24 protein-coding genes and 1 other RNA gene are annotated in these 23,027 nt (G+C 60.7%); 3 read left to right on the forward strand and 22 right to left on the reverse strand.

What is annotated here, in order from left to right:
* Nucleotides 1–49: 49 nt before the first annotated feature.
* Genes ftsA through murB form a run of 4 tightly spaced genes read right to left on the reverse strand, consistent with a single transcriptional unit; the run spans nucleotide 50 to nucleotide 3,951 of the window.
* Nucleotides 50–1,285 carry a cell division protein FtsA gene (gene ftsA, locus E1958_RS15195; RefSeq protein WP_133512619.1) on the reverse strand — a complete coding sequence of 412 codons (1,236 nt, stop codon included), beginning with the start codon at nucleotides 1,283–1,285 and terminating at the stop codon, nucleotides 50–52.
* Nucleotides 1,279–2,118, reverse strand: coding sequence for a cell division protein FtsQ/DivIB (locus E1958_RS15200; RefSeq protein WP_165741591.1), 840 nt, complete (start codon nucleotides 2,116–2,118; stop codon nucleotides 1,279–1,281). The genes ftsA and E1958_RS15200 overlap by 7 nt, the downstream gene beginning before the upstream one ends.
* Complete coding sequence (locus E1958_RS15205; protein ID WP_133512621.1) at nucleotides 2,111–3,031, reverse strand: D-alanine--D-alanine ligase; 921 nt, start codon at nucleotides 3,029–3,031, stop codon at nucleotides 2,111–2,113. The genes E1958_RS15200 and E1958_RS15205 overlap by 8 nt, the downstream gene beginning before the upstream one ends.
* On the reverse strand, nucleotides 3,028–3,951 hold the full coding sequence (murB, locus tag E1958_RS15210; protein WP_133512622.1) for a UDP-N-acetylmuramate dehydrogenase: 924 nt from the start codon (nucleotides 3,949–3,951) through the stop codon (nucleotides 3,028–3,030). Before murB ends, E1958_RS15205 begins: the two co-directional genes overlap by 4 nt.
* Before the next feature lie 223 nt (nucleotides 3,952–4,174).
* Between murB and E1958_RS15215 the strand changes: the two genes are divergently transcribed.
* On the forward strand, nucleotides 4,175–4,420 hold the full coding sequence (locus E1958_RS15215; RefSeq protein WP_133512623.1) for a type II toxin-antitoxin system CcdA family antitoxin: 246 nt from the start codon (nucleotides 4,175–4,177) through the stop codon (nucleotides 4,418–4,420).
* Nucleotides 4,420–4,737: a CcdB family protein gene (locus tag E1958_RS15220; protein WP_133512624.1), complete on the forward strand. Its 318-nt coding sequence runs from the start codon at nucleotides 4,420–4,422 to the stop codon at nucleotides 4,735–4,737. The genes E1958_RS15215 and E1958_RS15220 overlap by 1 nt, the downstream gene beginning before the upstream one ends.
* Before the next feature lie 581 nt (nucleotides 4,738–5,318).
* On the opposite strand, the gene murC is transcribed toward E1958_RS15220, so the two are convergent.
* The 18 genes from murC to rnpB all read right to left on the reverse strand — a co-directional run bounded on the left by murC (nucleotide 5,319) and on the right by rnpB (nucleotide 21,214).
* The gene (murC, locus tag E1958_RS15225; protein WP_133512625.1) at nucleotides 5,319–6,767 is read right to left on the reverse strand and encodes a UDP-N-acetylmuramate--L-alanine ligase; all 1,449 of its coding nucleotides are present in this window, start codon (nucleotides 6,765–6,767) and stop codon (nucleotides 5,319–5,321) included.
* Complete coding sequence (gene murG / locus E1958_RS15230; RefSeq protein ID WP_279512438.1) at nucleotides 6,764–7,873, reverse strand: undecaprenyldiphospho-muramoylpentapeptide beta-N-acetylglucosaminyltransferase; 1,110 nt, start codon at nucleotides 7,871–7,873, stop codon at nucleotides 6,764–6,766. The genes murC and murG overlap by 4 nt, the downstream gene beginning before the upstream one ends.
* 106 nt (nucleotides 7,874–7,979) lie before the next feature.
* Nucleotides 7,980–9,242 carry a putative lipid II flippase FtsW gene (gene ftsW, locus E1958_RS15235; protein ID WP_133512626.1) on the reverse strand — a complete coding sequence of 421 codons (1,263 nt, stop codon included), beginning with the start codon at nucleotides 9,240–9,242 and terminating at the stop codon, nucleotides 7,980–7,982.
* Complete coding sequence (gene murD / locus E1958_RS15240) at nucleotides 9,239–10,594, reverse strand: UDP-N-acetylmuramoyl-L-alanine--D-glutamate ligase (RefSeq protein ID WP_133512627.1); 1,356 nt, start codon at nucleotides 10,592–10,594, stop codon at nucleotides 9,239–9,241. The genes ftsW and murD overlap by 4 nt, the downstream gene beginning before the upstream one ends.
* 74 nt (nucleotides 10,595–10,668) lie before the next feature.
* On the reverse strand, nucleotides 10,669–10,998 hold the full coding sequence (locus E1958_RS15245; protein WP_133512628.1) for a hypothetical protein: 330 nt from the start codon (nucleotides 10,996–10,998) through the stop codon (nucleotides 10,669–10,671).
* A 3-nt stretch (nucleotides 10,999–11,001) separates the two neighbouring features.
* A complete protein-coding gene (locus tag E1958_RS15250) occupies nucleotides 11,002–11,478 on the reverse strand; it encodes a hypothetical protein (protein WP_133512629.1) in 477 nt (158 codons plus the stop codon).
* A gap of 84 nt (nucleotides 11,479–11,562) precedes the next feature.
* Nucleotides 11,563–11,784, reverse strand: coding sequence for a hypothetical protein (locus E1958_RS15255; RefSeq protein WP_133512630.1), 222 nt, complete (start codon nucleotides 11,782–11,784; stop codon nucleotides 11,563–11,565).
* A gap of 213 nt (nucleotides 11,785–11,997) precedes the next feature.
* Entirely contained in the window at nucleotides 11,998–13,080 is a 1,083-nt protein-coding gene (gene mraY, locus E1958_RS15260; RefSeq protein WP_133512631.1) for a phospho-N-acetylmuramoyl-pentapeptide-transferase, read from the reverse strand.
* A 1-nt stretch (nucleotide 13,081) separates the two neighbouring features.
* A complete protein-coding gene (locus E1958_RS15265) occupies nucleotides 13,082–14,443 on the reverse strand; it encodes a UDP-N-acetylmuramoyl-tripeptide--D-alanyl-D-alanine ligase (RefSeq protein WP_133512632.1) in 1,362 nt (453 codons plus the stop codon).
* Nucleotides 14,443–16,203 carry a peptidoglycan D,D-transpeptidase FtsI family protein gene (locus E1958_RS15270; protein ID WP_133512633.1) on the reverse strand — a complete coding sequence of 587 codons (1,761 nt, stop codon included), beginning with the start codon at nucleotides 16,201–16,203 and terminating at the stop codon, nucleotides 14,443–14,445. Before E1958_RS15270 ends, E1958_RS15265 begins: the two co-directional genes overlap by 1 nt.
* Nucleotides 16,193–16,477 carry a cell division protein FtsL gene (gene ftsL / locus E1958_RS15275; protein ID WP_133512634.1) on the reverse strand — a complete coding sequence of 95 codons (285 nt, stop codon included), beginning with the start codon at nucleotides 16,475–16,477 and terminating at the stop codon, nucleotides 16,193–16,195. The genes E1958_RS15270 and ftsL overlap by 11 nt, the downstream gene beginning before the upstream one ends.
* Complete coding sequence (gene rsmH / locus E1958_RS15280; RefSeq protein ID WP_243725286.1) at nucleotides 16,474–17,403, reverse strand: 16S rRNA (cytosine(1402)-N(4))-methyltransferase RsmH; 930 nt, start codon at nucleotides 17,401–17,403, stop codon at nucleotides 16,474–16,476. Before rsmH ends, ftsL begins: the two co-directional genes overlap by 4 nt.
* A gap of 293 nt (nucleotides 17,404–17,696) precedes the next feature.
* The gene (locus E1958_RS15285) at nucleotides 17,697–18,653 is read right to left on the reverse strand and encodes a HEPN domain-containing protein (protein WP_133512635.1); all 957 of its coding nucleotides are present in this window, start codon (nucleotides 18,651–18,653) and stop codon (nucleotides 17,697–17,699) included.
* A 100-nt stretch (nucleotides 18,654–18,753) separates the two neighbouring features.
* Nucleotides 18,754–18,876 carry a hypothetical protein gene (locus tag E1958_RS21685; protein ID WP_279381367.1) on the reverse strand — a complete coding sequence of 41 codons (123 nt, stop codon included), beginning with the start codon at nucleotides 18,874–18,876 and terminating at the stop codon, nucleotides 18,754–18,756.
* Nucleotides 18,877–19,161: 285 nt separating this feature from the next.
* The gene (locus E1958_RS15295) at nucleotides 19,162–19,353 is read right to left on the reverse strand and encodes a type II toxin-antitoxin system HicB family antitoxin (RefSeq protein ID WP_133512636.1); all 192 of its coding nucleotides are present in this window, start codon (nucleotides 19,351–19,353) and stop codon (nucleotides 19,162–19,164) included.
* Between the two features lie 14 nt (nucleotides 19,354–19,367).
* Nucleotides 19,368–19,541, reverse strand: coding sequence for a hypothetical protein (locus tag E1958_RS20415; RefSeq protein ID WP_165741593.1), 174 nt, complete (start codon nucleotides 19,539–19,541; stop codon nucleotides 19,368–19,370).
* A 100-nt stretch (nucleotides 19,542–19,641) separates the two neighbouring features.
* Complete coding sequence (gene mraZ, locus E1958_RS15300; RefSeq protein ID WP_133512637.1) at nucleotides 19,642–20,097, reverse strand: division/cell wall cluster transcriptional repressor MraZ; 456 nt, start codon at nucleotides 20,095–20,097, stop codon at nucleotides 19,642–19,644.
* A 580-nt stretch (nucleotides 20,098–20,677) separates the two neighbouring features.
* Nucleotides 20,678–21,214, reverse strand: an RNA gene (rnpB, locus tag E1958_RS15305) — RNase P RNA component class A.
* A 262-nt stretch (nucleotides 21,215–21,476) separates the two neighbouring features.
* On the opposite strand from rnpB, the gene meaB reads away from it, so the two are divergent.
* The gene (meaB, locus tag E1958_RS15310; protein ID WP_207787588.1) at nucleotides 21,477–22,622 is read left to right on the forward strand and encodes a methylmalonyl Co-A mutase-associated GTPase MeaB; all 1,146 of its coding nucleotides are present in this window, start codon (nucleotides 21,477–21,479) and stop codon (nucleotides 22,620–22,622) included.
* Nucleotides 22,623–23,027: the final 405 nt, after the last annotated feature.

Genomic DNA, 23,027 nt, shown 5'->3' on the forward strand with positions numbered 1-23,027 from the left:
CGTACTGCCCAGTCACGCCCGCCGGTCCCCAGCCAGGGCAGGCGGACGTTCAGAAATTGCCTTGAAACCAGCTCTTCATCCGTTCCCAGATCGCCTTCAGACCGGCGGACTCCGACAGCTCCAAGCGCTGCATGAGCCGGTGCTGCCGGGCATACATCAGTAACCCGACGCCGGTCGCGTAGACGGGATCACTGATCACATCCTTGAGGCCGGTTACGTGCTGGGAGATACCGAGCCGAACCGGCATATGGAAGACCTCCTCGGCCAGCTCGGTGAGCCCTTCCATCTTGGCGCTGCCGCCGGTCATGACGACGCCTCCCGCCACCAGGTCCTCGAAGCCGCTGCGGCGCAGCTCCGCTTGGAGCAGACCCAAGAGCTCCTCGTAGCGTGGCTCCACGACCTCCGCCAGGGTCTGACGGGCCAGGCGCCGAGCCGGACGCTCACCGATGCTGGGGACCTCAATGGTCTCGCCGTTTCTGGCGAGCTGGGTCAAGGCACATGCGTATTGGATCTTGATCTGTTCCGCGTATTGAGTGGGGGTCCGCAGGGCGACGGCGATGTCGTTGGTCACCTGGTCGCCGGCGATGGGAATCACGGCCGTGTGGCGGATGGCACCGTCGGTGAATACCGCCAGATCCGTGGTACCGCCGCCGATGTCCACCAAGGCGACGCCCAGCTCCTTCTCATCCTCGCCCAGGACGGCATAGCTGGCGCTGAGCTGCTCCAAGACCAAGTCGTCTACCTCCAGCCCGCAGCGCCGAATGCACTTGACGATGTTTTGAGCCGCGCTGACCGCGCCCGTGACCATGTGGACCCGGGCCTCCAACCGCACTCCGCACATACCGATGGGCTCGCGGATGCCCTCCTGCTCGTCGATGATAAACTCTTGGGGGAGGATGTGGAGAATCTTTTGATCGGCCGGAATCGCTACCGCCCTGGCCGCATCGATAACCCGGTCCACGTCTGCCTGGGACACCTCCCGCTCCTTGATGGCGGTAATGCCGTGGGAGTTGAGGCTGCGGATATGGCTGCCCGCGATGCCGGCATGGAGGGAGTGGATCTCACAACCCGCCATGAGCTCCGCCTCTTCCACCGCGCGTTGGATGGACTGCACGGTGGACTCGATATCCACCACCACACCCTTCTTGAGCCCCCAGGATGGGTGGGTACCGATTCCGATGATCTCGATCCCCTCGTCGTCCTTCACTTCGCCCACCAGGGCGGCGATCTTGGACGTACCAATATCCAGTCCGATCAGGAGATTCTTTTCGCCTCGTCTCAACATTCGGTTCGACTCCTGGAGGGTCCCGAGGTCCGGGACTTTAGTTTTGCTGACCGCACGGCTCCCACGGCGTCAGGCCCCGGAGCATCGCCTTCGCCTCCCACCCACCGGACCGCCAACCCATTGCTGTAGCGCATATCCATCAGCGACGGCACCCCGGTGGCGGCCAACCGGGGGTAGACCCGGATGAACCTTAAGATCCGTTCCTGAACCCGCTCCTTGCCCAAGGCCAGGCTGAATCCCGCACTCAGGCGCAAGGTCCAGGCCCCGCGGGCATCCCGGGCAAGGGTTTCGATCTCGAGGCCAAGGGCACGCAGCCGCGGCTCCCAGTCCACAAGGCGCTTCACTAGCTGCAAGGCATCCTGCTCCATTCCCGAAAGTCTGGGCAGCCCGTGCGGAGTAGCACCGGCTTCGGGCTTGAAAATCACGCCGTCGGCGTCTACCAAGGTGTCTTCGTCCCAACGCGCCACGGCTACCCGCTCCACCACCGTGAGCTCCAAGCGATCCGGCCAGCGACGCCGCAAGCTTGCTGACCGTACCCAGGGGATGGCCTCTACCGCCCTTTTGAGCCCCACCAGGTCCTGAGTCAGGATGCCGCCATTCAGCTGCGCGATCACCGTCTCTCGCAAACAATGCGACGACAGGTGCTTGAGCACCCCATCCACCGTTACCACCCGCACCGGCAGCCGTTGGGGCTCCCAACGCATCAGTAGATAACCGCTACCTCCCAACAGGGACAACAACCCCAGCGCCCACACCCAGCGCACCAACCGCCGACCCAAGGTCGGTTTTCCGGCCACGCGATCCTTGGCCATCGTTTGTTCGGGGCTATTCAAGGCTGGTCTCCAGGATGCGCCAAACCAGGGCATCGAAATCCAGCCCATGGACCTGGGCGGCCATGGGTACCAGGCTGTGGTCGGTCATGCCGGGCACGGTGTTCACCTCCAGCAGGTACGGCTGCCCACTGCCGTCGAGCATGAAATCCACCCGCCCCCAGCCGGCGGCGCCGACCGTATCGAAGGCATCCAGGCACAGGGTCTTAAGGCATGACTCCGACTCGGCATCCAGGCCGCAGGGGCACAGGTAACGGGTGGTATCGGCAAGATATTTGGCCTCATAGTCGTAGAAGTCACGCGGCGTCTCCAGGCGGATCAGAGGCAGGGCCTCGCCGTTCAGGACGGCGCAGGTATATTCGGGACCCTTGATCCAGCGTTCGGCAAGGACCAGGGCATCGTACTGCGCCGCTGCGCGCCAGGCCTTGACCAGCGTCTCGGGATCGTCCGCCCGTGCCATCCCGATGCTGGAGCCCTCACGGGCCGGCTTGATCATGAGGGGGAAACCCAGGGCCCCTGCCTGCGCCAGGTCCGCTTCCTGCCGCAATAATGCGAAGTCCGCGGTCGGCAGACCACAACCCTGCCACAAGCGCTTGCAACGGTATTTGTCCATCCCTAAGGCCGAGCCTAACACCCCCGAGCCCGTGTAGGCTAACCCAATGGTCTCGAGCGCACCCTGGATCTGTCCATCCTCGCCGCCGCGACCGTGGAGGATGATAAACGCCCGCGCAAATCCACCGCTACCTAGCTGCTCCAAGGCACCGGTCTGCGCCAGGTCCAGTCCATGGGCGTCCACCCCCTGACGTACCAAGGCCGTCAACACGGCACCACCACTCTTGAGGGAGATCTCACGTTCGGCCGACTGTCCGCCCAGGAGCACGGCCACCTTGCCGAACTTGTCCGCTTGTGAGGTCATGATCCCCAACCCCCGACCCGACACACCTCGGGCGTCAGGCGCACCCCGCTGGTACGCGCCACCTCCGACTGCACCCATTCGATAAGCCGGGCGATGTCCCATGCGCTGGCGGCCCCGGTGTTGACGATGAAGTTCGCGTGTTTTTCCGATACTTGGGCATCGCCCACGCGCAATCCCTTCAGGCCCGCCGCCTCGATGAGCCGCGCGGCATGGTCTCCGGGGGGATTGCGGAACACCGAGCCGCAACTGGGAAGCCCGATCGGTTGGGCACGTCCCCGCCGCTCGAGCAGCTCACGGATGCGCGCTAAGCCGGCCGCGGTGTCTCCAGGCTCCAGCCCCAGCTCCGCCCCCAAAAACCACTCGCCCGGTGGACCCTGGACCCGGCGGTAACCGATGCGGAAGTCCTTCGGCAGACGTTCACGCAGCTCACCCCGGCGGTCGATGGTGAGCACCCGCCTGACCCGGTCCCAGGTCTCCCCCCCATAGGCACCGGCGTTCATGGCCAAGGCACCACCCATGGTACCGGGGATCCCGGCCAGGAACTCCACCCCGGTGAGTCCAAGCCTGGCTGCGGAGCGTGCCACCTTGGCGCAGGGGACCCCGGACTCGGCCCGGACCCCCCGCTCCCCCACAGGCTCCAGGGTATTCAGGCAACCCTGGGTCTGAATCACGGTGCCGTCAAAACCCGCATCGCTCACTAGCAGGTTGCTGCCCAGCCCGAGCCAGAGTACAGGCTCGGTCGGGTCCAGGCCCTGCAAAAAAACCGCCAGATCGGCGACATCCGCCGGCCGAAACAAGCGGCGTGCCGGTCCCCCCACCCGCCAGCTGGTGTGACGGGCCAGGGGCTCGTCTACGCGCAGCTCGCCGCGGAGGTCCACCGCGCCTCTAGTGCCTAGCTTCGACTGATATTGCAAATCCATAAAACAAAGGTAACGATTCAGGCACAAGATATTGTGCACCGATAGCGGAAAATTACAAGATGTTGCATTTTGTGCTCGTTCCCACGCTCCAGCGTGAGAATGTCATCTTGTCCGCTCCAGCGGAAATATAGGGTTGAGCCTATCTAATTGTTAGATGCCATTATTCTTGCTACATTAGTAATGCGCACCCTGTATGCGCACCACCCGTTCGGAGCGACTAACCATGCGCCATTTATATGATGACACAGCCTCAAAAAAGGCAACCAACCTAAGCATAAACAGCGAGCTACTAGCCAAAGCCAGAAAGCTCAATATCAACCTCTCAGCGACCCTGGAGCATGCCCTTGAAGATGAGCTAAGAAAAGCTGAACGAGCCAATTGGCGTGAAACCAATAAAAAAGCCATAGACAAATTAAACAAATTAGCTGACAAGAATGGCTTATTTTCAAGTGCTTACCGAGATTTTTGATGAGCCAATTTACCCTTTATAAGAACGAAGATAGTTCCTCCAATAAAACCTACCCTTACCTCATTGATGTTCAAAACTCTTTACTTGAAGATTTGAACTCTCGCCTAGTTATACCACTTTCCCCCCATGCTACCTTGAACAATACTAATGCAAAAAGATTATGCCCAGTTATTCACCTTGATGAAGGTAATTTTGTTTTATTAACTCATCAAATGACTTCGGTTCCTAAATCGATATTGAAAACTGAAGTTACTTCACTGGAAAACTTCCGCTACGAAATTCTTGCTGCAATCGACATGCTCATCTCAGGCATCTAACCTCGGTGTCGGGCACGGGCCATCCATCGATGCGGTTCGCGCGGGGAGGGCGTACACCGGCCGGCAAGCCCAGAATCACCGCGCTCACCGCGTCCTACGGGCTGGATCTTTTTCCATTTTCTGTGTTCTCTGTGCTTCGATTCGATCTTGGCATTTTTCACCACGGAGGGCATAGAGAACACCGAGGTTGGTCGGCATGAACCAGCATGCCTGATGCCCACAGCGAGTGTTTCGGGTTGTGCTCGTTCCCACGCTCCAGCGTGGGAACGCCATCTTGTCCGCTCCAGCGGACTATACCCGCAGTACCGATAAGGCATTGGCTGGGGTCTACCTGACCGCTTATCGACGCTGGAGCGTCCGGACTTGCTCCCACGCTGGAGCGTGGGAGCCAGTGGAAACCAAGTCGAGCTTCAGCCCAGTGATCTGCACCTCCATCGCACAGACTCGTAGGGTGGGCTGGCCCACCAGCCAAGCCCGGTATTGGTGGGCACAGCCCACCCTACGGGCTGCCGCGTCTCATCTTCATGAACCCATCTGTGTCCATCCGTGTTCATCCGTGGTTCCTGATCTGAAACAGAGTATTAATCGGATAACACATCACCACTTCCCTCCACCTGCAACAGCTCCGGCAGCCGAGCCGCCAGGGCGCCGATATCGCCGGCCCCCATGGTCAGCACCAAATCGCCGTCTTCCAGCAGGGTCCCCAGGATGCGGGGGACATCCTCCAGCTCTCCGGCGAACACCGGATCCACTTCGCCGCGGGCCCGGATCGCACGGCTCAGGGTGCGACCGTCGGCACCCGGCAGCGGCGATTCTCCTGCCGCGTAGACCTCGCACAAGACGAGTACATCCGCATCCGACAGCACCTGCACGAAATCCTCGAACTGCTCCTGGGTGCGGGTGAAGCGGTGCGGTTGGAACACCAGCACCAGTCGCCGCCCCGGCCAACCACGGCGCGCCGCCTCGAGCGTGACCGCTACCTCCCGCGGATGATGCCCGTAATCGTCCACTAAAATCAGCTCACGACCGTCCCCCGCCTTGATCTCTCTGACGACAAAGCGGCGGCCGATACCCTGGAAGTCACGCAATGCGCGTTGGATGGCTGTCTCCTCCACGCCTAGCTCTAGGCCCACCGCGATGGCGGCCAAGGCGTTGAGCACATTGTGACGCCCGGGCAGATTGAGCTCCACCCGGAGGGGCCCCTCCCGATCCTCCCAATGCACGGAGAAAACCATGCGTAGGCCGTCCTGGCGAACGTCCTCGCCCCGTACATCCGCCTCCGCACGGGTGCCATAGGTACGCACCGGGCGTGGGATCATGGGCGCCAGGGCGCGGACCTCTTCATCGTCGATACACAAGACCGCCAACCCGTAGAAGGGCAGATGGTGCAGAAATTCCATGAAGGTGTTGCGGAGGCGATCGAAGTCATTGTCGTAGGTGTGCATGTGGTCGGCGTCGATGTTCGTGAGCACCGCCAGCATGGGCTGCAGATAGAGGAAGGAGGCATCGCTCTCGTCGGCCTCGGCGATCAGGTACTGGCTGGTGCCCAATCGGGCGTTGGCGCGGGCACTGTTCAGGAGCCCACCGATCACAAAGGTCGGATCCAGCCCGCCTTCGGCCAGCACACTTGCAATCAGGCTGGTGGTTGTGGTCTTGCCGTGGGTCCCGGCCACCGCCACTCCATAGTAGAAACGCATGAGCTCGGCCAACATCTCGGCGCGGCGTACCACTGGGATTCGCTGCGCTCGGGCGGCGCCTAGCTCTGGGTTGTCCGCGTCGATGGCGGTAGAGACCACCACCGCATCGGCCCCCTGTACCTGCTCGGCCCGGTGTCCGATCCGGACCATCACGCCCAGGCCCTCCAGCCGCCGGGTTGCCTCACTCGCCTGTTGGTCGGAGCCGGAGACCCGATAGCCGAGGTTGGTCATGAGCTCGGCGATCCCACTCATGCCCGAACCCCCGATACCGACGAAATGCAGGTGGCGGATCCGCCCCATATTATCGGCCCCGAAACGCATCGCCACGCTCATGCCCCACCGACCTCCCAACAGGCCCGAGCGATCCGCGCCGCCGCATCCGGCGACCCCCGACCGCGGGCGGCCTGGGCCATCGCGATCAGGCGTGACCGGTCGCTGAATAACCCGGCCAGCGCCGCACCCAGGGACGCCGGGGAGAGCTCGGTCTGGGGTAAGAGCTGCGCGGCACCCACGTCTGCCAGGTAACGGGCGTTACCGGTCTGGTGATCGTCCACCGCGTAGGGATAGGGTATCAGGATCGAGCCCACCCCCGCTGCCGCCAGCTCGGAGACGGTCAGGGCACCGGCCCGGCATACCACCAGATCCGCCCAGGCATAGGCCTCCGCCATATTTTCGATGAACGGGATCACCTGGGCCTGGACGCCGGCTTCGGCATAGGCCCTACGGGCCGTCTCCAGCGTGCGCTCCCCGGCCTGATGGCGGATCTGCGGTCGCTGCTCGGGGAGGAGAGAGGCGACCGCCCCGGCGACGGTCTCATTGAGCACTTTGGCTCCCAAGGACCCCCCGATCACGAGCAGACGGCCGGGACCGGACCGGGCCGCCATCCGCTCCCGCGGCGTTTTCAAGGCCAGGATCTCCGGGCGGACCGGGTTGCCGCTGGTGATCGCACCGCGTCCTGCGGGGAAACTACCGGGAAAGGCCTCGAACACCCGCGCGGCGATGCGGGACAACCATTGATTGGTGAGTCCCGGCACCCGATTCTGCTCTTGGATCACCAAGGGAACTCCTAAGAGCTTGGCCACGAGTCCACCGGGCCCGGCGGCAAAGCCGCCCATCCCCAACACCAGATCGGGTCGGCGCCGGCGCAGGATACCCGCGGCCTGACGCAGGGCCGCCAAGAGCTTGAAGGGAGCCGCCAGGATCTGCCGCGCCCCCTTGCCCCGCAGCCCCTCGATGCCGATCCATTCCAGCGGAAATCCATGCGCGGGGACCAGCCGCGACTCCAGGCCGCGCCTGGTGCCGATCCAAAACACCTCCATACCCTGCTCGCGCAGCAACTCGGCCACCGCCAAGGCAGGGAAGACATGACCGCCGGTGCCCCCGGCCATGACACAGAGGAGCCGGCTGTTCTGCTGCGGAACCGCGGATGCCGGCCAGATTTTCCGCTCGATTTCGTTAAATAGGCCCACTATTCGCCTCAATCGATCAAAAAATCTGCCTCGGCCCCGCGCTCCCTCGCGACGAACGCGTAAGCCGGACAGGCTCCTAAGCGCGCGCCCATGTCATCCCCTCCACGGATCTCTGTTCCACGGTCCCGAGCCGCAGGTCCCGGTCGATCCGCAGCAGAAGTCCCACCGCCATACAGGTGACGATGATGCTGTTGGTCCCGTAGCTCATGAAGGGCAGGGTGAGCCCCTTGGTCGGCAACAGACCCAGGTTCACGCCGATGTTGATCATGGCCTGGAGGCCGATGCCCAACCCAAACCCGTGGGCCGCGTAGGCGGCAAACCAGCAACCGGCGCGCTCGGCGCGGGCACCGATGACCAGCACCCGCCACAGAAAAAAGCCGAAGGCCGCGATTACCGTCAGGGTGCCCACCAGCCCGAGCTCCTCACCGATAACCGCCATCAGAAAGTCCGTGTGGGCCTCGGGGAGAAAAAACTGTTTCTGGATACCGTTCCCGAGCCCGACCCCGAGCCACTCCCCGCGACCGAAGGCGATGAGTGCCTGAGAGAGCTGGAAGCCGGTATCGAAGGGGTCAGCGAAGGGATTCATGAAGGAGGTGACCCGTTCCAGCCGATAGGGCTCCAGCGCCACCAGGATCACGGCGGCCATCGTCAGCATCCCAAACAGAACCGCGAAATGGGTCAGCCGGACGCCTCCGAGGAACAGCAGACCCAGCACCGTGGCGAGCAGGATGACGGTGGTGCCGAAGTCCGGTTGGCGCATGATCAGAGTACTGGCGATCACCATCAGGATCATGGGCTTGAGAAATCCCCACAGGCTGGTGACCACCTCCTCGCGGCGGCGCACCAGATAGCCGGCCACGAAGATGACGGCAAAGAACTTCATGAACTCGGAGCTCTGGAGGTTGAGGGGCCCAAGCGGAATCCAACGGCTGGCGCCGTTGACCGTGCGCCCGATTCCCGGCACCAGGACCAGGACCAACAAGACCAGGCCCAGGAAGAACAAGGTGGGTCCCGACCGCTCCCACCAGGCCAAGGGGGTGGCAAACACCAGGATTCCTGCCGTAACGGCCAGCCCCAAGGCCAAGGCATGCCGGATCACGAAATGGAGCGGGGCAGCGAAGGTACGATCGGCAATGGGCATGGACGCGGATGACATCATCACGAACCCGAATCCCAACAGCATCAGCACACAGGCCAGGAGCGGCCAGTCCAGGTCCGGCAACCTACCGACCTGGCGGCGATCCCGCTGCGACGCCTTCGAAGCGGGATCCGCCCGCTTTCCCGCAGCGTCGGGATGCGCGTTGAGGTCTGCCTGTGGGACCCGATCCTCGGCGCTCATACCTCGAGTGCCTCCACCGCCGCCGCGAAGACCCGACCTCGATGGGCATAGTCTTTGAACATATCGAAGCTGGCACAGGCCGGGGAGAGCAGGACACAATCGCCGGACCATGCGGCAGCGAAGGCGCGGCGCACCGCATCCGTCATGTCCTGGGCATGCAGTAGCTTCGCTCGGCCATCGAGCGTGCGTTCGATCAGGGAGGCGTCGCGCCCGATCAGGACCACCGCCCGCGCCGCACGCTCCACCGCCGCTGCCAAGGGGGTGAAGTCGGCATCCTTACCCTCGCCGCCGGCGATGAGGACCGCCCGTCTGGGACCCGCGGGATCGATCAGACCACTCAGGGCGGCAACGGTCGCTCCCGGGTTGGTCCCCTTGGAGTCGTCGTACCAGTCGATGTCCCCTTTGGTGGCCACCAGATCGGTGCGGTGGGGCAGCCCACGGAAGGTACACAGGGCCTCCAACATGGCCACCTCCGGCAGACCGCAGGCCTGACCCATAGCCAACGCGGCCAGGGCATTGGCCAGATTGTGGCGGCCTTTTATTACGACCTCATTAGCTGGCAGCAGGCACTCATTTCCGCGGGCAATCCAGGGGGCACCAGCCTGCTCGATCAATCCGAAATCCGATTCTCTCTCCGGTGGCCCCAAGGAAAATCCGATATCCCGCGTCGCCACACCCGCCATGGCCCGCACCTGGGGATCGTCCAGGTTGAGGACCGCCGTTCGGGCGCCGGATAGAATCCGTTGCTTGGCGGCGGCGTAATCGGCCAGGCTGTCATAACGGTCCATATGATCCGCCGAGACATTGAGCACGGTCGCCGCCTCGGGTGCGAGAGACCGGGTAGACTCGAGCTGAAAGCTGGACAGCTCCAACACATAGAGCTGCACGCCGTCATCGAGCAGATCCAGGGCCGGTTGCCCCAGGTTCCCGCCCACCGCTGCCCGGACGCCGGCCAGGTGCGCCATCCGCCCCAACAAGGTGGTGACCGTGCTTTTGCCGTTGGAGCCGGTAATCGCGGCTACCGGGGCGCGCACAGCCCGAGCGAAGAGCTCGATATCCCCCAGCACCGGCACCCCCCGCGCCGCTGCTTCGGCAATGGGAGGTTCCCGCAAAGACAGGCCAGGGCTGACGATCAGCTGTTCGGCGGCCCTGATGACGTCCGGATCGAAGCCGCCGAGGAACAGGGGCAGATCCGGCAGCTCCCGGCGTGCCTCCTCCAGGCCCGGAGGCTCCTGGCGCGAATCCATGACCGCCACGGTGACCCCCTGGTTGCCCAGATAGCGGGCGCAAGACAGACCCGTCTTGCCCAGGCCCAGGATGAGGGTTTTAGGAAAATGTCGGAGGTCTGTCATTTTTTATCCGCAAATGAACGCAAATAAACGCGATCGCAGTACCGACAGGCATTGGCTGTGGTCTACCTGGTTGCTTAGCGACGCTGGGCGTCAAGATCCCTCCTCCGTCGGGACAAGTTTGCGAGCTTCTGATCCTCGGTACTGAGCCTCTGATCCTCGGCGTTGAGGTTCTGAACCTCGGCGTTGAGGTTCTGATCCTCGACATTGAGCTTCCGAACCTGGACGTTGAGGTTCTGATCCTCGGCACCGAGCTTCTGATCCTTGGCGTCGAGCTTCTGATCCTCGGCGTCGAGGTTCTGATCCTCGGCATCGAGGTTCTGATCCTTGGCGTTGAGGTTCTGATCCTTGGCGTCGAGGTTCTGATCCTCGACGTTGAGGTTTCGAGCCTCGATCGCCACTTCCATTCCTCATGCCTCCGGGTGATCGGGCTGCTTCTTTTTGCTCGCTCCCTTGAAGCGTTCGCCCAACTGCTCGGCTATTGGCTTCAGCCCCGGCGTGGTCTTGGCGGCGGCCTTGACATAGTTGTAAACCTCGGTCGCTTCCCGCATAGCCTCGCTGCCCACCGCCAGGCGCGTGTCGTCGATCTGGGAAGCGACCGACTCGGCCAGCGTGCCCAGCTCGGTGAGGGTGGTGAAGAGATCCACATCCTTCTCGAATCCCTTGGTGCTGAAGCTGCCGGGGAGGATACTCGGATGGTCCTGGGCGGCATCCAAGGCATTTTGGACGAAAGATACGCTGTCGGGCCCGGTCTTGAAGACGATCTTGCGCTCATGGGGCGTCATATTGACCAGAAACGGGAGTTTTTTGAGCACGATCCCGAAGGCGTCTTTGATAGCCTTCACCTCGGCGGGCGAGAGCGATGCATCGATGTTTTGGTAGGACATAAGCGCCTCTTCTCAAGGTTTGATAATCGATTCATACCTCGAACGGAATCACGTCTTAAGATTGTTCGGATACGCTTTAGAGTTTCAATTCCGTGTAGGTAGTGGGTAGTAAGTTCTGAGTAGGTCTATCAACTTATCCATTTTATGTTCTTCAATACGATTCCTGACTGCTGCTCCTATTATTTCATCCACATGCTTTGTCTGAAGTTGTTCGGGTAGACTTATTACCTGGGTTATATCCACACCGAGAACTTCAGCCAGCTTGGCTTCAGACTCGAATATTTCGATAACTTTTTGCTTGTTCATGGTATGAGTCGTGTAGGGTGTGGTGAATGCAACGAACCGCATCGGCATGAACCGGTAGGTCTGATGTCTACAGCGAGTGTTTCAGGTTCCCTCAGGCTTGCCATCCCTGGCATCCGGATTCCGGCGTCCTAGCCGGAATGACGAAGCATAAAATCCGATTTGCGTTTATTTGCGTTCATTTGCGGATAAAAACGAATGATGTGATTCCAACGCTTACCGGATCTTCAAACTCGCCAGGCCGATCAGCACCAAAATCACGGTCAGGATCCAGAACCGCACGATCACCCTCGACTCCGGCCAACCCTTAAGCTCGAAATGATGATGCAGGGGCGCCATGCGAAAGATCCGTTTGCCCGTCAGCTTGAAGGAGACCACCTGCATCATCACCGACAGGGTCTCCATGACGAAGACCCCGCCCATAATCAGCAACACCACCTCCTGGCGGGCGATCACCGCGACTGTGCCGAGGGCCGCACCCAGGGCCAGGGCACCCACGTCTCCCATGAAGACCTGCGCCGGATAGGTGTTGAACCAGAGGAAGCCGAGCCCGGCGCCCACCAAGGCGCCGCAGAAGACCATCACCTCGCCGACACCCGGCACATACGGGATCTTGAGATAGGTCGCGAAATCCACATGACCGGAGGCATAGACAAACACGGCCAGGGCACCGCAGACCAGCACCGCGGGCAGTACCGCAAGCCCGTCCAGCCCATCCGTAAGATTCACGGCGTTGCTGGAGCCGACGATGACCAGATAGGCCAGGAGTATGAACCAGGGCCCGAGCTGGAAGGAGACCTCCTTCAGATAGGGCACCAGCAGGGCCGTCTCGGCAGGGGTCGTGGCAACGGCATAGAGGTATCCGGCAGCGGCCAGGCCCACCAAGGACTGCCCGAGGAACTTATAACGGGAGGCCAGGCCCTTGGAGTCCTTGAGCACTAGCTTTCGATAGTCATCCACCAGCCCGATGGTCCCGCACGCCAGGGTGACCAAGAGTACGACCCAGACATAGCCGTTGGCGAGGTCTGCCCACAACAGGGTGGCAATCCCGACGGCCACCAGGATCAGGGCCCCGCCCATGGTGGGGGTACCGGCCTTGGACAGGTGGCTTTGGGGTCCGTCGTCCCTGACGGTCTGACCGATCTTGTACCGGGTCAGACGCCGGATCATGGCCGGTCCGACCAGGAAAGAGATGATCAGGGCGGTGAGCACCGCCATGATCCCACGTAGGGTCAGGTAGCGAAAGACGGAGAAGGCACTCTCGAACTGCCCGAGCCAAGCGGTCAGATAGAGGAGCATCTCAAGCCCCTCCCATACCGCAAATGGCGTCCGCTACTTGCTCCATGGCTGCGGCCCGAGATCCTTTCACCAATACCAGGTCACGGGGACCCAAGTGCCTACGTAGCGCGGAGATCAGGGATGCCTGATCGGGAAAGTGCCTGCCGCCCGTGCCGAAGGCCTCCGCCGCCGCCGCACTGAGTATTCCCACCGTGTAGAGAACTTCGACGCCGGCCGTCCGGGCGGCTTCCCCCAGGCCCGAGTGCAGCGCCTCGGCGTCCGATCCCAGCTCTGCCAGGTCGCCCAGCACCAGCCAGTGGCGACCGGGTAACCCCACGAGCACCTCGATGGCCGCCCGGACCGAGTCCGGGTTGGCGTTGTAGCTGTCGTCGATCAGACGCAGCCCACCGGGGCACTGGCGGGGACACAAACGCCCGGGCACCGGCTGCAAGCCCGCAAGCCCGGCCCGGATCGCATCGGGCCCTACCTCCAAGACCCTGGCAACGGCCACCGCTACCAGGGCATTTCGAATGTTGTGCGTGCCCGCCAGACCCAGCGCCAGCTCCAGCTCCCTGCCGCCGACCCGGACCGCAAAATCGGTGCGGAAGCCATTCTCGTCCCAGACGCCTCGTATCTCATCGACCTCGGCGCGCACATCGGCCGTGGCATCGGGACCGCAGGTCAGCACCCGGCGACCGGCGGCCAGATCGCGCCACAGGCCAATCCAAGGCACATCCGAGGGCACCACGAAGGTGCCGTCCGCCGGTAACCCCTGGGCGATCTCACCCTTGGCCCGGGCGACGCCCTCGAGGCTGCCGAAGCCCTCCAGGTGGGCATGCCCCGCATTGGTGATGACGGCGATATCCGGGCGTCCGACAGCAGTGAGATAAGCGATCTCGCCGGGGTGGTTGGCACCCAGCTCCAGGACCAGAAAGTCCTGGTCGCGGGCAGCGAGCAGGGTCAGGGGCAGGCCGATGTCGTTGTTCAGATTGCCGCCGGTGGCGTGCACCGAGCCGACCTGCCCCAGGACGGCGGCGATCATTTCCTTGCAGGTGGTCTTGCCGTTGCTCCCGGTAACCGCGATCACCTCTCCGGTGATACGCTCCCGCCAAGCCGCGGCCAGTCTTCCCAGACCTAAGCGGGTATCGTCGACTACTAGTTGCGGAATATCCGCATCTACCTGGTGATCCACCAGGGCCGCCGCGGCACCCCTTTGTCCCGCCTGGGCGACGAACCCATGGGCATCGAAACGCGCTCCGCGCAGGGCCACGAAGAGCTGCCGGGTGCAATCCCCGCGGCTATCATTGCCGACGGCATCGAAACGGACATCAGCGCCTGCGACACGGCCCCCAATGCGGGCGGCGGCTTCGGAAAGCCTCCACATCACCGCCGGTCACCCACCCCCGCCAACAGCAGGGTCGCATCCGGATTGTCAGGCGGCACATTGAACAGACGCAGGGCCCCCTCCATAACCTTGGCGAACACGGGAGCGGCGACCTTGCCGCCGTAGTAGTGTCTGCCGCGCGGCTCGTCAATCATGACCACCATGACGAAACGGGGCCGGGAGGCGGGGGCCATACCGGCGAAGACCGATTGATAGCGCCTGGCGGAGTAGCCGCCCCGGACCGCCTTCTTGGCCGTACCCGTCTTGCCGGCGACCCGGTAGCCCTCGATGGCGGCCAGCCTGGCCGTACCCTTAGCGGAAACAACCGTCTCCAGCATGGTCCGCACCCGGCGCGCCGTGGTGGCAGAGAGAATCCGTTCCGCGGCGGGGGGCTCAGGAAGCTTGAGGAGACTGAGCGGACGCTTGATACCGTCCGCCGCCAACACCCCGTAGGCCTGGGCTAGCTGCAAGGTGGTCACCGACAGGCCGTAGCCGAAGGCCAGGGTGGCATGTTCGAACGGTCGCCAATCCCGGAAGTGACGCAGCTGCCCCGGGGTCTCGCCCGGAAACTTGACCCCGGTCGCACGACCGAAGCCGAGCCGGTCGTAAAGCCGCCACAGCACGGCTTTGCGCATCCGCAAGGCCAGCTTGACCACACCCACGTTGCTCGATTTGGTGATGACGCCCGTAGTATCCAACCGGCCGTAGTTGCGGATATCCCTGACCATATCGGGCCCGACACGCAGGGTGCCCGGATTGGTGTCGATGGGCGTGTGCGGACCCACCAGACCCGCCTCCAAGGCCGCGGCCACCACCAGGGGCTTGACCGTGGAGCCGGGCTCCATGACATCGGTGAGGGCGCGATTGCGACGGGCACTTTCCCTACCGCTCAGCTTGGCGTTGGGGTTGTAGGCCGGCTGGTTCACCAGCGCCAGCACCTCGCCGGTCTCCACGTCCAGCACCACCGCGGAGGCAGCTACCGCCCGATGCTTGTCTACCGCCCGCACCAGCTCCCGGTAGGCGAGGAACTGTAGGCGCCGATCGATGCTCAGGGTCAGCTGTCTACCGTGACGCGGTGGCTTGATGCGCTCGATCTCGGCTACCACGCGCCGCCGACCGTCCCGGATGACCCGCCGCTTACCGGGCTCCGCCCGCAGCCAGGAATCGTAAGCGAGCTCCATACCCTCGATACCACGGTCGTCCACATCGGTGAAGCCGATGACATGGCCGAAGATCTCGCCACTGGGATAGAAGCGTCGGTATTCGGATTCCAGGCCCACCCCCCGCAGCTGGTGCTCCTCTAAAACCTGCCTCACGGCAAGGGTCTCCTTGGGCCCGATCCTCCGTTTGAGATAGAGGAAAGCGCGTTCACGCTTGGCCGTCAGCCGCGCCATCAACTCAGTCCCATCTAGCTTCAAGGCCCCGGCCAAAGCACGCACCGTCCGGGGCTGTTCCACCAATTGGCGGGGATCGCCCCAGACAGTAGCTACCGGGGTACTGACGGCGAGCGGCTCCGCGTTGCGGTCCAAGATCATCCCCCTTCGGGCGGGGATTTCGCACACCCGAAGATGGCGGCGCTCGCCCTCGTTGCGGAGAAAATCCTTCTCCATGACCTGGCGCTCGAAGGCGCTCGCGATCACGGCCAGAAACAGCATCCCCAGGGCCCCGACCAAGACCCGGCGCCGCAGCATGAAGCTCGGTCTTTTGCCCCAGCGTTCGATACGCTCGGCGCGCTTGCGTCGCTTTGGTCTAGCGGTCATTGCTACCTCTGATCACACGCACGTCCTCACTTCGGGGTAGATACATGCCGAGCAGCTTGCGCGCCCTGGTCTCGATGCGGGGATGGGTGGTCAGCGCGGCCTCCTCGAGTCGCAGCTGCCCCCAGCGTACCTCCAACTCCTGGCGCTCGGCGCGCAGGGCCTGGAGCTCCACGAACGCTACCCGGCTCAAATACTTGGTGTACACGATCCCGATTCCGGTACCGACGGTACCCGCGATGAGCAGCAACAGAAACCAAAGCTCGTAACGGGTCATGCCAGCCGTTCCGCTACCCGCATCAGGGCACTGCGCGCGCGGGGATTCGCGGCAACCTCCGGGCTGGAGGGCCGCACCGGCTTGCCGACCGACCGCAAACGGGCGTTCGTCTCCTGCGCCGTCACAGGAAGGCCGCGGGGAAATCGATCCCCGCGTGCCTCATTGCGGATGACACGCTTGACGATGCGGTCCTCCAAGGAATGAAAGCTGATGACCACCAACCGACCCCCGGCGGTCAACAGATCGCAGACATTGGCTAGGCAGACGCGAAGCTCATCGAGCTCGCGATTGATATGGATCCGGATGGCCTGAAAGGTCCGGGTAGCCGGATGTTTACCCGGCTCCCGATTCGGACTGGCGGCAGCGACGATTTGTCCCAGGGCACAGGTAGTGACGAGCGGCCGCTCGCCCCGGGCCCGTACGATGGCACGGGCGATACGCCCGGCGCGGCGCTCCTCGCCGTAATCCCACAGGACACGCGCGATCTCCTCCCCCTTGGCCTGCGCCAACCACTGGGCCGCGGTCTGTCCATTGCTGGTGTCCATGCGCATATCCAGGGGTCCGTCCAGGGAAAAGCTGAAACCCCGGTCCGGTGCCTCGAGTTGCGGCGAGGAGACCCCCAGATCCAGCAGCAGTCCGCTTACCCGACCGAAGAGACCGCGCCGCCGTGCCACTTCTTCCATCCGCGAGATGGGCATGTGCTCTATGGCAAACCTCGGGTCGCGCCGGGCCAGGGTACTACCTGCGGCAACTGCCTGCGGATCCCGATCCAGCCCCAACAGGCTTCCCCCGGCACCAAGCCTGGCCAACAGGGCGCACGCGTGCCCTCCGCGGCCGAAGGTGCCGTCCAGATAGATCCCATCGGGGTCGATCGCCAAGGCCTCCAAGCTCTCCTCCAGTAATACCGGGGTATGGATACCTGTCACAGATCAGTTGTCAGTTGTCAGCTTCCGGTCGCCGGCTACCGCCAGCCGTAACCGGCGCATTTGTAGTGAGCGTAGCGAACGAAAAATGCGTCCGAGTTTACGGCCTTGTTAGCTTGAATTTTTAGCATTGATATTTTGTACAGGGTGAGTGATGTCTTTCCGCAACGGCAACGCATACGGTGGTCTAGAGTAAGCGGAGTGACTACACGGTAGTGTTATAACTCTGTTGTTTCAGAGCACATAAGATATTGATTAACATCGCTATTTGAACCCTGAGAAACAAAGTTAGAACACTACCGACTACACATCTTCTTGTGTTCGATGTGGACTTTTCGCCGCAGATCCAGATCTGAATCCTGAGAGTTGATCCCGAAGACTGAATCAACAGAACCAGTAGATAACATAGTTCCGATTCGTTCAGCGTCTAATGCAAAAAGCTCTAACAGCAAGTGATGCACTCGGACTGAGCGGTCAGCCAGAATAAGCCTTTCACTTCGATTGAGCGAATCATCAAGGTATCTAACCGAAGGACCACCCACTAAATTTGAAATTTCATGTGCTATTTGAGTGCCCCGATTTGTCAATGAAAATCCATGCTTATTTAGAGCTGATATGAGCTTATGTATGTTGTGACTATACTTCTGCAAGGATAGTTCGGTCTCACCGAAGACAATAAGAACAGCCTTCAATAACTTTTCAAGTGCCTGAAACGAATGCCACAGCGATAAATGATACGCAGGACGTGTAAGCGCGAATGATGTTACTGAAATGTCGTAGTCTGCCATTGCCAGCCATACCCATCTAGCCATTGGCAATTCTTGTAATTTTTGGATGCCTACAAGCAGAAAACCTTCGGGATTTAAAAGCTTGAATAGTGATTCCTGTAGCTCATATTGAATTAGTGTTATATCTGGCATTGTAACTTCTGAATCGAAAGGGCTCCAGGTAACCGTTATTGGCACAGGGGTGGACAGAGCTATAAAACGTGACGCAGGTGGCTCATAGACGGTATGACCGTAAACGTTGTTGTACCAAGTGCTGCATGCTGACTGAACATCTAAGTCCATATCAGAAATTGCAGTTTTCAGCTGCTTAATTGTGTTATCGCGGCAGTCTGTTCGGATGAGCCACTCAACAGCCAAGTATTTCCTATATGAAACGGGGCAACCCTCAGCATCAAGCTCCCTATCCAATGCAATTAAGCCGGGAGCAAGTTTAAAAAAGTCCGCAAATGATGCTCGGTTGCTCATCTATTCAAGCTAATAGCGGATAGCTGGTAACTGGCAGCTAGATGCTCAGGGACACGATATCGGAAATGGACTCCACTTGCGATAGATCGGCCTGGTTCAACTAGTCGTTACAGTTACCGTTCCAGGTCTCCTCGTCCCACAGCTCGAATCGGAGCAAATCCTGACGCTCCAGCGTCATGAAGCTTATGTCCGCTGGAGCGTGGGAACGAGCCAAAACTCCCATTCGCACAGATCCTCGTGATTCCTGGTTTATGCCTGGTACCACCTTCTCTCTCGATTCCCGGTAGGGAACGCCTGACCTGGCATTCCGAGGTTCGAAGTAAATTCGTCGAAGTGATTAGGCGTTTACAGACCAAGATATCTCCGAATGTGCTTTGCAAGCTGATCATCAATCTCAGAATGCCGTGGAACTGGTTGCTTGCTACCATTCTTCGGATTCATATAAATGATCCATGACGCAGTAAGAAGCAGCCTTGGCGCTCCAGAGACCTGACAAACTCCTTTCTTTTCATACAACGATTTCTTTTGTTTCGTACTGTTCCGGTACATTGTCCATAGCCATTAACAGGTACGCTTCCTTAATGTTTGCTTCCAGCTCTTCTAAACTTTCTCCTTGAGTCATGATCTCCGGATGCTCAAGTAGTTTCCCAAGCCAAAACTTTTCCGATTTCCAATAGATCATATTCATCTTGCTGTTCATGATGATCGCGCCTCTCAGGCTATAATAATTCTGTTTATTAAAAGGACCAACCCAATCAGTCCAAAGCATATTTGCACCACCTCAATAAAAAATGCAGTAAATATTTTTCCTGCCGGACCGCTTTTGGTATCTGCCTCATTTATAATATTTTCTTTCAGGTCGAATAATCCCAATTTTTCTTCATACATTTCTATAATAGACTTCTTTCATTTGTCACGTATCGATTTGCGTTCATTCGCGTTCATTTGCGGCAAAAAAACAATTCCGCTGGTAGCTGGCGACTGGCAGCTAGATGCTCAGGGATGCGATATCGGGACTCGACTCCACCTGCGCTAGATCGGCCTGGTTCAACCAGTCGTTACAGTTACCGTTCCAGGTCTCCTCGTCCCAGAGCTCGAATTTCTTGCCCTGACCCACCAGGGCGACACGTTTGTCCAAAGCAGCAAAGCTGCGCAATGCCGGCGGCAACAACACGCGCCCCTGGCCATCCATATCGACTTCCTGGGCGTGACCGATGTAGAGTCGCTGCAGCATCCGCGCCTGCTCGTTGAACGAAGGGAGCTGATCGAGCTTACGTTCGATCTCGATCCAGGTAGGCTCCGGATAGATCAGCAGACAGTGGTCGCGGTCGACCGTTATGACCAAGCGGGAGTCACAACAGGATTGCAAACGCTCGCGATACCGCGCCGGTATCGCGAGCCTGCCTTTGGCGTCCAGATTGAGGAAGGAAACCCCCCGGAACAACACCCACCCCCTTCGAGCAGATACTCCCCTTTACCCCACTTTCTCCCACATTCCACCGATAGTAGGCAAGCATACTCCCCCCGTCAAGGTATGAATTGCTTTTTTCTTGTTCGTCAAAAACTTTATAGAAGCAAGGATTCAATTACAAGATATTGTGCACTGATAGCTGAAAATCGCAAGATGTTGTGTTTTCATTGCCTGGAAATGCATGCAAATGCTGTATTTTCCAGTTGTTATCACATCTGAAAAACCGTAACTATCCGTTTTTTTTAGAATTGAACACCTGAATAGTTACGGATATCGGCACAGCGACGCGACGATGTGGGGAACGATGGAAATGGGATGACGGTCAGTGCCGCTCACACCCAAGCCGGAGGGGTGCAGATGGCTGAGGGCTCCGAGGTCGGAACCCCGAAGCCTGGTTGCTGGTCTGAATTACCGGCGGACCTACTGCAAGCTCGTCACGGCATTCCCCGACGAAAACCTCTGCGTTCGGCACCCCGAGCGATCGTGATGCCCGAAGGCTTCGTTTGTTCCGCATGCAGTCCCCGAGGACGCTGACCGTCATCCCGAGAGGAAAAGTGGGAGCCGGCCTGTAAGCCGGGTTCTGTCGTGGACAGCCATTCATCTGGGATGCACGTCGCCGTGCACCTCAAGCGACCTACCCGGGAACCCGTGCGGGCCGCACGTCGCGGCTTTAGGAGCCTGTCCAACTTACGACTGTCCTACTGCGGAACCGCGGATGCCGGTCAGATTTTCCGCGCGCTTTCGTTAAATAGGTCCACTATTCGCCTCAATCGCGCGAAAAATCTGCCTCGGCCCCGCGGTCCCTCGCGACGAACGCGCAAGTCGGACAGGCTCCTAGGCCGCCTGTTCCCCTATTTGGTCTTGCTCCGGATGGGGTTTACCCTGCCGCCGATGTTGCCACCGACGCGGTGCGCTCTTACCACACCATTTCACCCTTACCGACCTGCCGTAAGCAGGTTTAGGCGGTATATTTTCTGTGGCACTTTCCGTGGGCTCGCACCCCCCAGGCGTTACCTGGCACCCTGCCCTGCGGAGCCCGGACTTTCCTCCCTCGCGACAAGGCCGTGAGAGCGACTGCCCGGCCGACTCCCAAGTTGTAAAGTCTACTACAGAAGGTAGGAGACCACGCTGAACACGAATCCTCGCAGATCGATTTGCGCTGATTGGCGCGATCCGTAGTTTTCCCTGCAAATCGGTCAGAACCTGTAGACTGGACACAAGACACCAGGAACGGACGCTTGTACCCAAGGCGGGCGCAGCAAACCGACAAGATGCCCATCGGTTGATTATTCAACGACGAAAACATCTGCGAAAATCTGTAGATTTAAAACCCCAGCGCTTTAAACGAAACCGTGTCTAACAAAAACACCAAGCCCGGATGGGCACCAAAAGATGCCGGCAAGGCGTTTGCCGGCAGGGTAATGAGCGGCGTGTCGGGCGGGCATGACGGCATGCCGGGTGTGGCGGGAAGCCAGGCCCGACCCGGTGGTGGCGTTCTGCGCCGCCGTCGTCTCGGCGTAGACGAGTACGTGGATGGAGTGTTGGCCGGCGATCGCAATGTGCTCGGCCAAACCATTACCCTAGTGGAAAGCAACGCCCACGCGCACCTGGAGCTGTCTCAGGAGGTACTGCGCCGGCTGCTTCCCCATGCGGGGCGCTCCATTCGGGTCGGCATCACCGGCGTACCCGGCGCGGGCAAGAGCACCTTCATCGAGACCTTGGGCCTCCACCTGTGCGAGCAAGGCCATCGGGTAGCGGTATTGGCGGTGGATCCGAGCAGCAAGGTGACCCGGGGCAGCATCCTCGGCGACAAGACCCGCATGGAACAGCTCTCCCGCCATGAGCAGGCCTTTATTCGCCCCTCCCCATCTTCGGGGACCCTGGGCGGAGTGACCCGCAAGAGCCGCGAGACCATCCTGGTGTGCGAGGCTGCGGGCTTCGACGTAATTCTCGTCGAGACCGTGGGCGTGGGACAGAGCGAGACCACCGTCCGCTCCATGGTCGATTTCTTCCTGTTGGTGATGATCGCGGGCGCAGGCGACGAGTTGCAAGGCATCAAGAAGGGCATCATGGAGCTGGCCGATGCCCTGTTGGTCAACAAGGCCGACGGCGACAACAAGTCCCGCGCCAAGGCCGCCCAACTGGAATACAACCGCGCCCTCCACTACCTGGCGCCGGCTACCGACGGCTGGCAAACCCGGGCCTATGCCTGCTCCTCATTGACCGGTGAAGGCATCCCCGAGCTCTGGGCCCTAGTGGATACCTTTCGCAAACAGACCACGGACTCGGGTGTCTTAGAGAAACGCCGGCGTGCCCAAACCCTGGACTGGGTCTACTCCATGGTCGAGGAACATCTGCGTTCGAGCTTCTTCCAACATGCGGGAGTCGAACAGATCCGGGCCGAGATCGAACACCAAGTCATGTGGGGACGCCTGCCACCCACCGCCGCGGTTCGGCGCCTGATCGCCGAGTTCGAAGGCAATAACAGCAACTCATGAGCCGCAAGTGGGTCTTGTGGCGCAGGTTGGCGCATCGGCCAGGAGTGCAAATGAGAACTATTGACATGAAAGGTCGGCCCTGAATTGGTCGACTTTATAAATGAACAAAATCCGGTAGATCAAAGATATTGGGATCTTGGATGAAGATGGCGATCTGTCTGGTGTCATTCACGCAACGCGAGGTCCGCGCGGGCAGGCAGCGCGGCGGGGAATATGGGTGTAGGTTGCGTTAAGACAGACGCCGGCACGGTTACCGGCCTGACCAACGAGCCTTGGTGCGTCGTAACGCAACACGTCAGATCCCACAAACTGCGCCAAATAATTCAGGATTGGTCCGAATTCGGAGCACCGTATTGGGTTACGGGGCGTTCAATGCTGTTTGTGTTCTTCGGGAGCGGGCAGCGC

This window comes from Candidatus Thiosymbion oneisti (assembly GCF_004359955.1).
GTDB lineage: Bacteria > Pseudomonadota > Gammaproteobacteria > Chromatiales > Chromatiaceae > Thiosymbion > Thiosymbion oneisti.

What these genes read in the sequence shown, in the direction of transcription:
- ftsA (WP_133512619.1), bottom strand. Translation starts at nt 1,285, where the DNA reads ATGTTGAGACGAGGCGAAAAGAATCTCCTGATCGGACTGGATATTGGT.
- E1958_RS15205 (WP_133512621.1), bottom strand. Translation starts at nt 3,031, where the DNA reads ATGACCTCACAAGCGGACAAGTTCGGCAAGGTGGCCGTGCTCCTGGGC.
- murB (WP_133512622.1), bottom strand. Translation starts at nt 3,951, where the DNA reads ATGGATTTGCAATATCAGTCGAAGCTAGGCACTAGAGGCGCGGTGGAC.
- E1958_RS15215 (WP_133512623.1), top strand. Translation starts at nt 4,175, where the DNA reads ATGCGCCATTTATATGATGACACAGCCTCAAAAAAGGCAACCAACCTA.
- E1958_RS15220 (WP_133512624.1), top strand. Translation starts at nt 4,420, where the DNA reads ATGAGCCAATTTACCCTTTATAAGAACGAAGATAGTTCCTCCAATAAA.
- murC (WP_133512625.1), bottom strand. Translation starts at nt 6,767, where the DNA reads ATGAGCGTGGCGATGCGTTTCGGGGCCGATAATATGGGGCGGATCCGC.
- ftsW (WP_133512626.1), bottom strand. Translation starts at nt 9,242, where the DNA reads ATGAGCGCCGAGGATCGGGTCCCACAGGCAGACCTCAACGCGCATCCC.
- murD (WP_133512627.1), bottom strand. Translation starts at nt 10,594, where the DNA reads ATGACAGACCTCCGACATTTTCCTAAAACCCTCATCCTGGGCCTGGGC.
- E1958_RS15245 (WP_133512628.1), bottom strand. Translation starts at nt 10,998, where the DNA reads ATGGAAGTGGCGATCGAGGCTCGAAACCTCAACGTCGAGGATCAGAAC.
- E1958_RS15250 (WP_133512629.1), bottom strand. Translation starts at nt 11,478, where the DNA reads ATGTCCTACCAAAACATCGATGCATCGCTCTCGCCCGCCGAGGTGAAG.
- E1958_RS15255 (WP_133512630.1), bottom strand. Translation starts at nt 11,784, where the DNA reads ATGAACAAGCAAAAAGTTATCGAAATATTCGAGTCTGAAGCCAAGCTG.
- mraY (WP_133512631.1), bottom strand. Translation starts at nt 13,080, where the DNA reads ATGCTCCTCTATCTGACCGCTTGGCTCGGGCAGTTCGAGAGTGCCTTC.
- E1958_RS15265 (WP_133512632.1), bottom strand. Translation starts at nt 14,443, where the DNA reads ATGTGGAGGCTTTCCGAAGCCGCCGCCCGCATTGGGGGCCGTGTCGCA.
- E1958_RS15270 (WP_133512633.1), bottom strand. Translation starts at nt 16,203, where the DNA reads ATGACCGCTAGACCAAAGCGACGCAAGCGCGCCGAGCGTATCGAACGC.
- ftsL (WP_133512634.1), bottom strand. Translation starts at nt 16,477, where the DNA reads ATGACCCGTTACGAGCTTTGGTTTCTGTTGCTGCTCATCGCGGGTACC.
- E1958_RS15285 (WP_133512635.1), bottom strand. Translation starts at nt 18,653, where the DNA reads ATGAGCAACCGAGCATCATTTGCGGACTTTTTTAAACTTGCTCCCGGC.
- E1958_RS21685 (WP_279381367.1), bottom strand. Translation starts at nt 18,876, where the DNA reads ATGGGAGTTTTGGCTCGTTCCCACGCTCCAGCGGACATAAGCTTCATG.
- E1958_RS15295 (WP_133512636.1), bottom strand. Translation starts at nt 19,353, where the DNA reads ATGAACAGCAAGATGAATATGATCTATTGGAAATCGGAAAAGTTTTGG.
- E1958_RS20415 (WP_165741593.1), bottom strand. Translation starts at nt 19,541, where the DNA reads ATGTATGAAGAAAAATTGGGATTATTCGACCTGAAAGAAAATATTATA.